Source organism: Pelagibacterium mangrovi (genome assembly GCF_036662815.1).
Classification (GTDB): domain Bacteria; phylum Pseudomonadota; class Alphaproteobacteria; order Rhizobiales; family Devosiaceae; genus Pelagibacterium; species Pelagibacterium mangrovi.
Genome location: NZ_JBAFXA010000007.1, coordinates 1 through 12,928 on the forward strand (window position 1 = coordinate 1; position 12,928 = coordinate 12,928).

Consider the following 12,928-nt stretch of genomic DNA (forward strand, 5'->3'; position numbering starts at 1 on the left):
CCCGCACTCCGCTAATCTACGCCGCGAGGTGTGCCAAATGTTCTGACGACGGACACGAGCGGCACCACGATACGCTGTGCGCGACCGCATGTGCAGTGGCCGGTCCGCTGTCTGAGCCGGTGAGCTTGCATTCGCCTCTGGCTCTGACCCTGAGATCTGCCCCGCCTCATGGCTTGGGTCCAATCTCTTTTGTTCCCGAACCTGGCCGGCGCCCTCCGAAACACAATCCGATCCTCGTCTAACGCGCCGCCTCACAAGCGGTAACGTACAGTCGCGCCTTTTGAGCGCATCGATCGGACTATTCAAATGACAAACGTGCTGACCCGCCGTGGCTTTCTCACGGCAACTGCCGCGCTTGCGGCAACCACTGTCCTTCCTCGCATAGGTCGGGCTCAGGAATCGTCTCGCCAACTCACGGTCGCTACTCGCACCATCGAGGTCAACGGAAGGGCCGCCTCCGTCTACGGTATCGCCGGCCCTGGCGGCGGTCAGGGACTTATCCTCGATCCCGGCGAACGATTTAAGCTCACCTTGGAGAATACCCTCGACGTTGAAACCATCGTTCACTGGCACGGGCAGATACCGCCCAATATCCAGGACGGCGTTCCGGATCTGCCACGCCCCAAGCTCGTGCCTGGCGAAACCCGGGACTATGATTTCGAGCCGCTGGCGGGCACCCACTGGATGCACAGCCACGTGCCGACCCAGGAAATGAACCTCCTTGCTGCACCGCTCATCGTGCGCAGCACAGAAGACGTTATTGAGGACCGCCAGGAAGTGGTGATGTTCCTGCACGATTTCTCGTTCAAGGATCCACAAGCGGTCCTTGATGAGATTACCCAGGGCGCCGGGCATGCGGACATGGATCACGGTTCTTCCGTTGCGACGCCACAAGGTTCGATGCAGATGGACCATGGCGACATGGACATGGGGCAGATGAATATGAGCGATATGGCAAACATGTCGACCATGGCCATGGATCTCAATGACTTCAACTTCGATGCGTATCTCACCAACGACCGCACGCTCGACGACCCGGAAGTCGTTCAGGTCGAACGCGGCGGGCGCGTCAAGTTGCGCATCATCAACGCCTCGTCGGCGACCACCTTCTGGATCGACACCGGCATCGGGGGGCGTTTAGTAGCGGTCGATGGCCACAGGATTTCGCCCCTCAACGGCAACCGGTTCGGACTTGCGATGGGACAGCGTCTCGATATCGACCTCGACCTCCCTTCCGAGACGCGCACCTTCCCCATCCTGGCGCTCCGCGAAGGCGAGCGCGAGCGCACCGGTCTGATGCTTGCACCGGCAGGGGCGGCAGTATCGAAAATGTCAGACTTGGGGGAGACGTCGTCACCCGCTTTCGACATCGATCTCTCCCAGGAAGGGCGGTTCCGCGCGATCAATCCTCTCTCCGACAGGGAGGTGAGCAACAGCCAGATGATTATGCTGGACGGGTCGATGTCGCCCTATGTCTGGACAATCGATGGTCGCGGCTGGGGCGAACATAGGCCTATCACGGCCAAGAGCGGCGAACGGGTTGAGCTGATGTTCCACAACATGTCGATGATGGGCCACCCGATGCATCTGCACGGGCACGCCTTCCAGGTCGTCGGCCTTAACGCTCGCCGGATTTCCGGAGCCGTCCGCGACACTGTCTATGTCCCCCCGATGGCCAGCGTAACAATTGCCATGGACGCAGGCGAGGCGGCTCGATGGATGCTGCACTGCCATCACATGCCGCACCTGTCGACCGGCATGATGACCGAATTCCGGGTCCAGGCCTAAACCAGAACCGACCGACCCCGTCGAGCGGGGCTGGTCCACTATTTTTGGAGATATTCATGATCACGAACCGCAGCATGACCGCACTTCTGATAGCTGCTTCCGCAACGCTCTCTCAGGCCGCACTAGGACAGGAGCTTCAGCCGCTGAGCGAAGTTCTGGAAACCACGCACGTCCACGGCTTGGCGTCGCAGGAGAATACCGCCGAAGTCCTTATGGCAACCCACCATGGACTGTGGAGTGTAAATCTCGACAACGAGACTGCCCAGCTTTTAGGAGACAGCCGCGACGACTTCATGGGGTTCTCGACCCACCCAACTGAAAACGAACGATACTGGGCCAGCGGTCATCCGATCGCGGGCGGCAATATAGGTGTCATCGAGAGCGTCGACGGAGGCGAGACCTGGTCCAAGATCGCTGAAGGCGTCGGTGGGCCGGTCGATTTCCACCAGATGACGGTCAGCGGCGCCAATCCGGAAGTCCTTTATGGCGTACATCACGGCGCCTCCCTTCAAACGAGCACAGACGCCGGCCGCAGTTGGGAGGAGATTGGTCTGCTGCCGGACGGCATTATCGATCTTGCCGCATCGGGCATCTCTCCGGATGCCCTCTATGCCGCGACCAATTCAGGTCTTTTCAAAAGTGAGGACGCGGGCAGAACCTGGGTCAGGATATATGAAACAAGCGCGCCGGTTTCTTCTGTCCATGTAGACGCAAACGGGGTTCATGCCTTCGTTCTTGGGGTTGGCGTGGTGCATTCACCTGAGACTGAACTCGACTTCGCCGTTGTCGCCGACGATTTCGATGATACCTATCTACTTCATCTCACATCCATGCCTGAAGGCGGGTATGTAGCGGCAACCGATGGAGGTGGACTTGTTCTCCTTTCGTCGGATGGGTCAGTCGATATTTCGGTTCCGTAAATGAGCCACGATTGGGGCCGACGGCCCTAATCAAACCATCATCATCGGTATCAATGGGCCATTAGGTTGGCGATTCGTGAAGGCTCGGGTTTGAAGGCGCTGGGAACCATTTTTTTGGCACTTGCGTTGATGGTGGCCTCGACTGCTCACCTCCATGCAGCACAAAATGTCGAGATCAGTGACCACGTCCACACGTCCTCGTCTCTTGACCGATCGGCAGCCGACGATACCCATTCGGGCCACGGATCGAAACACTGCGGACCTCTGCTGCTGTCGCACCCACTAGCGTCAGCGCTCCGTCTCGATACGACGACAACGGTTTGGACCAGTGCGGCGCTGGAGCTAACGGTTCATTTATTCGTGGTCGATCCCCCTCCTCCTCGGAAGGACTCCTTGGCTGTCTGATTGACAGCAATTTCGAGTTCCAACCGAGAGATATCTTATGAAACGAACATGTTTTTATGCGCTGGCTTTTGCCGGCGCAGCAACAGGCTGTGCGTCCGCATTTGCGCATAACGGCGCCACCGGCATAGTCGCCGACAGGATGATGGGCATGATGATGTTGGGCGAGCAGATGCAGGTCCTGACGCCAATCATCAACGGCTCTTCCGATCCAGGCCCTGCGGTGATTGAGGAGGCCGCAGCAATGATTGCGGCTCACTCCGGCAACGCAATGACCGAGTTGTTCCCCCAAGGCACTACGGAATTCCCTTCGGAAGCACGTCCGGAAATATGGGAGGACTGGGCTCTCTTTGCTCAGTATGCCCAGCAACTGGAGAGCCTGGCCCAAGAGTTAGAAAGGACCACTGACCAACCGACGCTGGAGACCGCTCGGGTGGCGCGAAATGACTGGACAAGCATGGATACCTCGGTGCTGCTCGGACTGGCGCCGAAATCTGACCCCGAAAATTCAAGCTCTGACCCGGAAACACAATCGATCAGAAGCGCTGCCGCGGTTGCAACCGATATCGCCGGCACCTGCTCGGCCTGCCACACGGTGTTTCGCAAGTGACCTGGCCAAAAATCGATCTCAAATGGCCCGTTGTAACCGCGGTGCTCTTGGGCGGCTTTGGCCTGGGCTTGGTGACCTGGATGCTCATGCCTAGCTCCACTCCCGATTTGTCGCAGCAAATTACCGGTGACGCCAAGCGCGGTGCGTATCTTGCCCGCCTATCGGGCTGTGTCACCTGCCACACGATCGAAGACGGCGACCCATGGGCTGGGGGAGTTTCATTGGCCTCTGATTTCGGCACCTTCGTATCCCCAAACATTACCCCTGATCCAGAATTTGGCATCGGCGACTGGAGCTTCCAAGACTTCGTTCGGGCCGTAAGGCACGGGGTTGCGCCCGATGGATCTCCATATTACCCGGCATTCCCGTTCGAATTTTATGCCACTCTTACCGATCGCGATATGGCCGACATGTGGGCCGCTGTCCAAGAGGTTCCTCCATCCAACTTCGTGCCTGAAGAGAACGAGGTCCCACTGCCATTCAGCATTCGCCAGGGCGTGAAGCTCTGGCGCACCTTTTTCTACGAGCCTGTGGACTATGTCGTCGACGAGACCAAATCGACATCGTGGAACCGTGGACGGTTTATGGTGGAGGGACCGGCCCATTGCGCTGCCTGTCACACACCGAGAAACTTTGCTGGCGGCTTGGATACTGACGCTCAGTTCGCTGGTGCTTCAGGCGGCACTGCGGGTTGGACCGCACCCCCGATCACCACCGAGGCGCTTGCCGAGGGGGGCTGGACCGAGGAAAGCCTGATTGCGGCGCTGCGCACCGGGCTCACCCCGACTGGCGATGCTTTTGGAGGTGCGATGGCTGAAGTCGTTCACCTCTCCACCAGCTATTTGTTGGATCAGCATATTGAGGACATGGCTGAATTTTTGATGGATCAGTGAGGGTCGGTGTTGGTTTTAGTGGCTACGGCCCAGCCGGGTTCGCATCTACCGGCAATCTTATGACGTCGTCGCCGATACTGACCTGCACCTCCCACTGCCCGGCCATCGGTAGCATCGCACTGGCTTGAAAGGCTCCGGGACCTGCTGACAAGACGTCGGCATCTACAGTCATCTGATGTCCAGGCATCTCAATTTTTACCCGTGGATCGATGATATCGGCTCGATCCACGGGCGACCTGATGAATACGGTGAGGGTTCTATCGTCCGCCAAGCTGGCACTGACATTGACCGTGATGCCCGACGTATCGACGGTGTCCTCACCGGTCGCACGCTGAGCGGGATTGGAAACGAGTGGAATGCTCGCAAGGATCAGGACAAGGCCAAAAAACAAGGTCCCGACTGTCCAGATCATCACCAACGAGATTCCGCTCGCTTTCCGGCGTCGGCTCTTTCCTTTCGCTTTCACGGTTCCTTCTCCGAGGCTGGCGCTTTGCGGCGAAGGGCTGGCTTCTCAACGAATTTCCAAGAGAGATACGCCAGGCTTCCGGAAATGGTGCTGGACAGCAAGAAAAGCACAGCAACCTGCGGCCCGAACCAGATGGGCTCCCGCGTCAGGACCTGTTGGATTGGCCATGCCATGAGGTAGATGCCGTAGGAAAGATCGTGCCGCCGCGCGAACTCGGCGATCCGACCCCAGTTCTTGGCGCCCACGTAGAGCGCTGCATACCCTATCCCAATGATCCAGGTCACCTCGCCAAACCGGGTTCCCGTGCCGGCCACCGCCAAGGCAAGCGCCGCCATTGCCCAACCAAACCGCAGGGGAATTACTTCGCCGAATCGTCGCGCCACCGCCCCGGTGAGAAAGGCAAATCCAAAGCGGAAGAGGCTCTCGACTGGCGTTTCACCGGTGGGATCGACGCCAACGTCGGCCAGAAGGGCAAAGCCGAACGCCGCCCACGCAGCAAACGCAATGGATGGATGGCGCAGAAGTCCCAAAGCCGCAGCAATCCCGAAGACAATGTAACTCAGGATTTCGTATTTTATGGTCCAGAGCGGTACGTTTACATCGCCGGGATATCGGCCGTGCTCGAACATGGACGGCAGGACGGCCCCCTCGAAGTTCCATGCGACGTTGAGAGGGTAGAGCCAGGTCTGTGGGCTGGAATAATACTCCCAAAGGCGTGCACCTGTTCCGAAAGGACCTATAATGAGGGAAATGAGTGCAGCGCTGACGATCAGCGCCGGGTAGATCCGCAAGAATCGATTCCGGACAAACTGCCCGAGTCCTCGCTGCAACACGCTGTGGGTGAGCATCGCGCCCGATATGACAAAGAACACGTTTACTGCTGTTGCCCCCAGATCGTAAGCGGCCCAGCTCAAGGGATCGTAACTCGGTGAGTTCAAGCCCAGAAGTAGCGAATGGGAGAGCACCACACTCAACGCAGCGATCAAGCGCACGGCATTGTAACTGTTGTCGGGGTTTCCGAAGGCGGTCGAAAGCATCATGGGCGTGCCCGCGCCAGAAGCTGACGCCGGCCCATTGACGGGTCGGTTCATTGGTCATACCGGAATCTGATGTTGGATTACATCTCGTCACCGCTGAAACCGATGTTCGGCGGGTCAGAAAACAGAGTTATGCGCTCTGTTCCGGTCTCGGGGGCTGATCAATTGGTGCAGGACGATCTGATATCTGAGTCCTGACATGAGAATGTTTCCACGACCGCAACCAGTCGGGTAGACTCGCCCAGCGGGCGTTCACGATTATGGGCGTTTCATGGACGTGGTCGGTGTTGTCGTGCTGGCCAGCACCAAGTGTGCCGGCCTCATCGATCTGGGGATCTCCAGCCCAGTCCATTCCCGACAAGAGAGTTTCCGCAGTGGGGCCATGCAGCGGGGCGTGGGTCGCCTGTAGAGGCAGCGCAACAACGATTACCCACGCCACAACGATCAGGCGCAAGAACGTTTTCCACGAAGAGGCGTTCGCCGTTGGACCGGTCACTGCCGCAATTTGCCCCAATACGATGACTACCTTGTCACCATAGGGAACCGAATCGATCAGGTCCACCCAAAGACGTTCCCCTGCTGAAGCGCCGACCATGGAAGATTTCTCATCAGACTGATGCCCGAATTTGCGAAATTGATTCTTCTTCCGTTATTGGTCGTGTTCAGCCTTCTGGCTGCGCCGAGCGCCATGAGTTCGCCTCCGCAAGATGGGCAGCAGACGGCTGCGCACCACAACGACGTGGAGCACGATTTAAGTGGCCACGAGGAGTGTGCAGCGATTGCCTGCTGCCTGATGCCTGCCAACACAGCTCGCCCGATACTTTTGGAACGAACGGCTGTTCTGGTTGATGCCTATCCTGTCCTGCACAGAAGCGGCGAAGATCCCAAGGTTCCTGCCCCTCCTCCAAAGCCACTGGTTTGAACCGCGATAACGATCAATTTCAAACCGGAGAATACCAATGAAGACGTTCAAAACCCTCGGCCTCGCCATCCTCTTGACCAGCACAACGTCAATTGCGATGGCGCAGGGCATGGATCATTCCAACATGGATGGCATGTCCATGGACGGAATGAGCATGGATGCCGATGCCAATGAAAGCTCGGATTTGCCCGAAATCTGTCTCGAGAACGCCGACCACATGGCCGGCATGTCGATGGACATGGGTGCAATGATGGAAGGGATGAGCGAGGGCCACCAGGCCATGATGGCCGATATGGGCGCCATGCATAACGATATGATGGCGGCCATGATGGCCGAAGACTTCGATGTCGCCTTCATTTGCGGCATGATCCCACACCATCAGGGCGCGCTCGCGATGGCCAACGCGGCCCTGGAGTATAGCGAGGACGAGTGGGTAAAGGAGCTCGCCGAGGAAATCGTCGACGCCCAGGAACGTGAGATCGCCGAAATGCTTGAGTGGCTCGACGCCCGATAAATGGCAGTGACCGGGAGCGATCCCGGTCACCTTCTTACCTTAGCATGGCATTGCCATGGTTAATGCCATGCTGGCTGCACTCGATGTGGTGCGCGGCGGAGTCGCGATCTTTCTGCCCTCCGTTGCCGAAATCTGGCAGATCATACGCTGATCTTCCTGCTGCAATCAGCTTCGGCCGGGATCACCCCGACCCCCGACCTTTCAAGCGACTATCCCGGGGCGTGCTCCCCGACGAACGGTAATACACCCGGGGCGCTGCCCCTCTCGATGCGGCATGCTTTCTAATTCAACAACCTGTTTGCCAGAACCGTCTTCTGCTTTTTCGTCTCGGCGTTCCCGGTGCTCTCGGTGCCACTGCCGACTCCCAGGCCCTCACAACCGCGCGGCATCTACGATCGCACAACCGGAGGTATCCGCATTTACCGGAAAATGCCCTTCTCATTCTTGTTCGGAAACTGCCTGTAATAGGATTACGCCCTCCCCCCTGGCCTCGACGACGAAGGTAACGCCAGCGGCCTCGAAGGCGCTTTTCATGGCGCGCAAAGTGCGATCAAACGGGACTCTTTGACCGGTCTCGAGGAGGCGGACGGTCTGTGGCGTGATACCCGCCGCGCCAGCGAGGTCATCTTGAGTCCAGTCAAGAATAGCCCTCGCAGCGCGCACCTGCGCTGCACTGGGTAGACGTTTTCGATTGCCCGCAGATGATGTCGCAGAGGAAGATTTATTAACCAAATCAGCGGCCAAAGTATCGTTTTTCGACATTCTTCTTGATCTTTCGTCGTTTTTGTGCAACAAGCCTGTCCACGGTGACTGCACCACCGTCCTTCCAAACATCATCAATCGAGCGTCTGCGGCGGCTAATCAGGCCGGCGCGTGCTTTCTCGCGTCGTTCCATCCCACCATTGCGAGGGTACCCGATGTCCTGCGCCTTCCACGACCCCGAGATGATCCCGATTCAACTTGGCAACTTTTCCGCTGGCCCCCCGCCCCCTCGTCTGCTGCGAAACTTTCTCTCGCTCATCAAAGCCTGTCCCTGCTCCCACTCTTTGGGAGATGATGCCGTCATTCGCAAGGCACTCGATGCGGCAGGTCTGACTTCTGTGATTGCGCATCGCGTGAGCTACAAAGCCAACGTGATGACCATTATCGTCGTTCCGGGCGGCATTTGGCACGAAAAACTTCCTATGCTCCGAATCCGCGCGATCAAACGTGAACGTAGTGCCGCCACGCGTCGTGTTTGCATCATACCGGAATCGGTCGTTCATCGACAGCCCCGACTCTCGAACAGCCAATATATCAGCAATGCCGCCCAGGTCTGGGTGCCTCCCGAAGATCGCATGGCCGTCCTGCTGCACCTCATCGAGAATGGCTACTCAACGGTCATCGATTGTGCCCGTGAGGTCAAGTCCGCCCCGCCCGTGGCCGCCGTTTTTCAAATGATCAGCGACGGCACGCTGATGATCGATCTCGACAAACCTATTCTTCCGCATTCGCGAATTGATCTCATCAGTAGTCAGGATTGATCTAACCCTCAGCCGAGAGCGTGAGGCCCGGGCCTCACCAACAGGGCCGCCTACCCGATCTCGCTGCCGCGCATCGCAAGGCATCCATCAAAATCCGCGCCCGCCGGTAGGTGAGGTGCTCTGGAGACATCATGGCCGATAACGACGACTATTTGGACGATCTTGATCTCGAACTGGAACCATCCACCGCAAGGTTTCCACGCAAGCGCGGCCACACGGTGGAGAACCTTCTTCCGCGGGCATTGATCGAGAGCGTTATCGGGATCGAAGGCATCCGCGACATCAGCACGCGTGAGGGGTTCTGCCTTGTGGTGGAGGCGCCGTCATTCGATTGGTGTGAACCTCTGCATCGCGCGCTCAAGACGATGGGTTCGTGGGACCTTCACCATTGCCCGCCCGCCATCAAGAAACCCTCGCGAGATGACGTCACCTCACAGCAACTTGTCGCCGTCCTCGGCACAGGCGGTCGTGCTTTCGGCATTTCCCATCAACCCGCGCAAATGCTCCCGCCAGCGATGTTGGCCTCAGCCGATCAAGTGCTTAAACTCCCACCTCCGGATGCACGCGTCATCTCGGCCGCCATCAAGGCTGTGACCGGCACTATCCCGGAGGGACTCCACAACAAGGATATCGCAGGTCTCGAGTTTGAGGAAATGGCGGCCTGTATCCGCCAGGGATCTAATGCCGATGAGTGTCTGAACCGCCTGCGACGCGCTGTGGACTCCAAACGTCGCATCGACACCACCTTGGCTGACGTTCCCGAAATCGCCGACCTCCACGGATACGGTGTAGCGAAAGAATGGGCAGTCAATCTTCTGGAGGACCTGGAAAGTTGGCGCCGGGGTGAGATCCCATTTGAAGCCATCGACCGCAACGCAGTCCTGGTCTCACCCCCGGGCATGGGCAAGACCACATTCGCGCGCAGTCTGGCCAAGAGTGCGGGGTTGCCCCTGATTGCCACCAGCGTCGGAGCCTGGTTCGCAAATTCGCCTGGGTATCTCGACAGCATCATCAAGCAGATCGACCAAACCTTTGCGGCGGCTCGCGCGATGTCTCCTGCCATTCTGCTGCTCGATGAACTGGACGCGGTCCCTGATCGTGCCACCATCTCTCCTCGCGGAGCGGACTGGTGGTTGCCGGTGATCACCCATCTGCTGATCACGCTGGACGGCGCGGTTTCGAACGCCACCAACAATTTGATCATCCTTGGTGCAACCAACCATGGAGACCGTATCGACCGGGCTCTGGTCCGGCCTGGGCGCCTGTCGAAGATCATTGAGATCGAACTTCCGGACGCCGACGCTCTCGCGGGGATCTTCAGGCAACATCTCGGCAGCGACCTTGTCGGCGAAGACCTTACCTATATCGCTGAACTCGCGTATGGAGCGACCGGGGCCCAAGTCGTCGACCGGGTGAGGTCAGCACGACGGACGGCGCGTCGCGCAAAGCGAGCCATGGAGATGATCGACCTTCTGGAGGTCCTCGTTCCCGACGAACGCCGCACCGCTCCTCATGTCGAACGCGTGGCAGTTCACGAGGCCGGGCACGCTGTTGTGTGCCACGCCCTTGGACTGGGAGAGGTCAAGGCAATCTCGATCATCTCGGGACAAAACCATGGGGGATACACCCAAACCGACACTGATCCCTACCTGTCAACGCGTTCCGACCTGGAACGCCACGTCATCCAGGCGCTCGCCGGACGGGCCGCGGAAGAAGTGCTGCTCGGTGAGCCTGGCACCGGCTCGGGTGGAAGTTCTGCGAGTGACCTTGCTCGCGCAACCATGCACATCGGCCTGCTTCACCTTGGCACCGGTCTCGGCGAGGAAATGATTTTTCGTGCCGACAAGGAGAGTGTGCCGATGATCCTTGCGCGAAGTGAGCGACACTCCGCTGCGGTAGACAAGCATCTTCGAGAACTCTACGGCCAAAGCAAGGACTTGATTGTCACCCACAAACGGGACGTTCGTGCAATTGCCGACGCCCTCATCGACAAGCGCTTCCTCAACGGGTCGAACTTTCTGTCCATTCTCGAGCGGAACGGCCCAAAACCATAGGTGAACGGGGCTTTTCTCCTCACACTGTCCTTCTCTATCAAACCCCGAGTAAGCGAAATGGCCAGAATCGACTTCATGCGCGCCGATGTCCTCGCGACGGTCTCTAAATTACGGGCTCTTGCTGACGATCTCGAGAAGATGACCATATTTGAGCCCGGCGCAGTTGAGCTTTCAAATGCTCCTATGCTTGAGGAGTGGGGAGTGAGACTCCGTCCGGTTCCTGCAATTGTTGGGACCGTTCGAAAGCGTTGAGAACGGAACGCGTAAAGTCGCGGTCAGGGCTTAAAGCCGAGCCATCCATGTTTGTCGCATAATTAACATTATGGAACTAAGCCATTGATTTTAAACATAATACTCAAGATGCTATGATTATGCAATTTTGGCAACCGGCAGCTCGTTGAGCTTGTGTCGCGGCGAGCGGAGAACGATTTTGATGTCCATTCTCGCTTATTGTTGCCGGACGTCGCCGGCACCAATGCACCCAGCCAAATTTGCCGTTGAACGCACGGCGTCAGCTTGGCGACGCAGCAGGAATGCGGGTCGAAGTCTGCCGAACGTTTTTGATGATGAAGCGGCTGCGCGGCAGAGCAGGCAACCTCGAATAGTCGATCCGCAGATCCTGCTCCGGCACATCATACCGTATGCTTCTGGATAGAACCTCCGAAGCCTGCTTCATCAGTTCGATCGTGATCCACTCACCTGGGCATCGGTGATGCATATGGTGATCGCCGCCACCTTGAGGGACGAAGTTGAAGGGGCTCCTGTCCCAATCACCAAACCGTTCTGGCCGAAACGTTTCGGGTGTTTCCCATGAGCGCGCATCATGGTTTGTGCCGTAAAGGTCGAGGAGAACGCGGCGTCCTTGGGGGAAGTGATACCCCTGCCATTCAAAGTCACGGCGCACCCGTGCCGCGACAGCAGGAAAGAAAGGATAGAACCGGCGGACCTCCTGGGCAAAGAGTTCAGTGTAGCTCTCATCATCGCCGGCCTGGAGCTTGCGCCGACACTCAGGATATTGATGCAGGGCGTGCGCTACAAACGTGATGTAGACGCTGACGGCCACAATCGGTCTGATCACGTTTAGCACTTCCACAGCAGCGAAGTGAGGCGGCAGCAACTCACCGTTCAGATCCCGGTGCCATGCAATAACATGGGCAGCGGATTGTTCGGCGGGGCGTAACCGGCCGCTTCGAATCTGACCGATGATGGTCTCGATCCAGCGGTTGCTCCTCTTGCGGGCCAAGCGAGCCCACCAGTGTTTCGGCCCAATAGATCCGGCATAATCGAATAGCGCGGTGATCTCTCGCGTTCGCTGCGCGACTTCTGAGTCCGCGAGCGACACACCGGCCCAGGCGCAGGCAGCGCGCGTGAGAAGGCCGTGCAACTGGTCATATAGAACCACTTCGTCCTTTAGCGTCCAGGCGCGAGCGCAGGTCTGCCACTCTTCGGCGGTTCCCGCCACCAGCCGAGCGAGCTGCTCAGCGCTCATCAGCGACATGAACATCTGCTTGCGGTGTTTGTGAGCCTCGTCGTCCAGGCCCTGCACGCCTCCCCGTCCGAGCAGCGTCTTTTGAATCCGCCCGACCATGGCGCCACGCCGCATGAACCGGTCGTTGTCGTAGAAGAGCCGAGCCGCTTCCGGCCCGGTCATGCAGGTCGCCTTTTGCAGCATCAGCCGTGTTTCGAATAGGTCTGCCCCATACTTCCGACATCGCTTCGATATGAACCGATACGGATCATTGATAAGGGCCAGAGTGGCGTCCGGCGTTGCGGTGCGGGGGATCTGAGGCATTGAGCGT

The 12,928-nt window shown here is 58.4% G+C and carries 13 protein-coding genes; 8 read left to right on the plus strand and 5 right to left on the minus strand.

Annotation, left to right across the window (positions count from 1 at the left end):
* Window positions 1–306 precede the first annotated feature (306 nt).
* From V4T21_RS12985 to V4T21_RS13000, 4 genes are all read left to right on the plus strand, one after another.
* Window positions 307–1,788, plus strand: a complete 1,482-nt coding sequence (locus V4T21_RS12985) for a multicopper oxidase family protein (RefSeq protein ID WP_332717489.1) — start codon at window positions 307–309, stop codon at window positions 1,786–1,788.
* 56 nt (window positions 1,789–1,844) lie between these two features.
* Window positions 1,845–2,708: a WD40/YVTN/BNR-like repeat-containing protein gene (locus V4T21_RS12990; RefSeq protein ID WP_332717491.1), complete on the plus strand. Its 864-nt coding sequence runs from the start codon at window positions 1,845–1,847 to the stop codon at window positions 2,706–2,708.
* A gap of 442 nt (window positions 2,709–3,150) precedes the next feature.
* Window positions 3,151–3,720 carry a c-type cytochrome gene (locus V4T21_RS12995; protein ID WP_319019399.1) on the plus strand — a complete coding sequence of 190 codons (570 nt, stop codon included), beginning with the start codon at window positions 3,151–3,153 and terminating at the stop codon, window positions 3,718–3,720.
* Window positions 3,717–4,613, plus strand: coding sequence for a cytochrome c (locus tag V4T21_RS13000; RefSeq protein WP_332717496.1), 897 nt, complete (start codon window positions 3,717–3,719; stop codon window positions 4,611–4,613). The genes V4T21_RS12995 and V4T21_RS13000 overlap by 4 nt, the downstream gene beginning before the upstream one ends.
* A 22-nt stretch (window positions 4,614–4,635) precedes the next feature.
* On the opposite strand, the gene V4T21_RS13005 is transcribed toward V4T21_RS13000, so the two are convergent.
* From V4T21_RS13005 to V4T21_RS13015, 3 genes are all read right to left on the minus strand, one after another.
* A complete protein-coding gene (locus tag V4T21_RS13005; RefSeq protein WP_332717498.1) occupies window positions 4,636–5,079 on the minus strand; it encodes a FixH family protein in 444 nt (147 codons plus the stop codon).
* Window positions 5,076–6,119 carry an acyltransferase family protein gene (locus V4T21_RS13010; protein WP_332717500.1) on the minus strand — a complete coding sequence of 348 codons (1,044 nt, stop codon included), beginning with the start codon at window positions 6,117–6,119 and terminating at the stop codon, window positions 5,076–5,078. The genes V4T21_RS13005 and V4T21_RS13010 overlap by 4 nt, the downstream gene beginning before the upstream one ends.
* A 127-nt stretch (window positions 6,120–6,246) precedes the next feature.
* A complete protein-coding gene (locus tag V4T21_RS13015) occupies window positions 6,247–6,711 on the minus strand; it encodes a hypothetical protein (protein ID WP_332717502.1) in 465 nt (154 codons plus the stop codon).
* Window positions 6,712–6,732: 21 nt separating this feature from the next.
* Here V4T21_RS13015 and V4T21_RS13020 point away from each other — a divergent pair, with 21 nt between their 5' ends.
* Window positions 6,733–7,038, plus strand: a complete 306-nt coding sequence (locus V4T21_RS13020; protein ID WP_332717504.1) for a hypothetical protein — start codon at window positions 6,733–6,735, stop codon at window positions 7,036–7,038.
* A 37-nt stretch (window positions 7,039–7,075) separates the two neighbouring features.
* Complete coding sequence (locus V4T21_RS13025) at window positions 7,076–7,552, plus strand: DUF305 domain-containing protein (protein ID WP_332717506.1); 477 nt, start codon at window positions 7,076–7,078, stop codon at window positions 7,550–7,552.
* 438 nt (window positions 7,553–7,990) lie between these two features.
* Here V4T21_RS13025 and V4T21_RS13030 read toward each other — a convergent pair whose 3' ends face one another.
* Window positions 7,991–8,314 carry a helix-turn-helix transcriptional regulator gene (locus V4T21_RS13030; RefSeq protein WP_332717508.1) on the minus strand — a complete coding sequence of 108 codons (324 nt, stop codon included), beginning with the start codon at window positions 8,312–8,314 and terminating at the stop codon, window positions 7,991–7,993.
* Between the two features lie 155 nt (window positions 8,315–8,469).
* Between V4T21_RS13030 and V4T21_RS13035 the strand changes: the two genes are divergently transcribed.
* Entirely contained in the window at window positions 8,470–9,075 is a 606-nt protein-coding gene (locus V4T21_RS13035; RefSeq protein WP_332717510.1) for a hypothetical protein, read from the plus strand.
* Between the two features lie 131 nt (window positions 9,076–9,206).
* Window positions 9,207–11,129, plus strand: coding sequence for an AAA family ATPase (locus V4T21_RS13040; protein WP_332717512.1), 1,923 nt, complete (start codon window positions 9,207–9,209; stop codon window positions 11,127–11,129).
* Window positions 11,130–11,640: 511 nt separating this feature from the next.
* On the opposite strand, the gene V4T21_RS13045 is transcribed toward V4T21_RS13040, so the two are convergent.
* Window positions 11,641–12,921, minus strand: coding sequence for a cytochrome P450 (locus tag V4T21_RS13045; RefSeq protein ID WP_332717514.1), 1,281 nt, complete (start codon window positions 12,919–12,921; stop codon window positions 11,641–11,643).
* Window positions 12,922–12,928 lie beyond the last annotated feature (7 nt).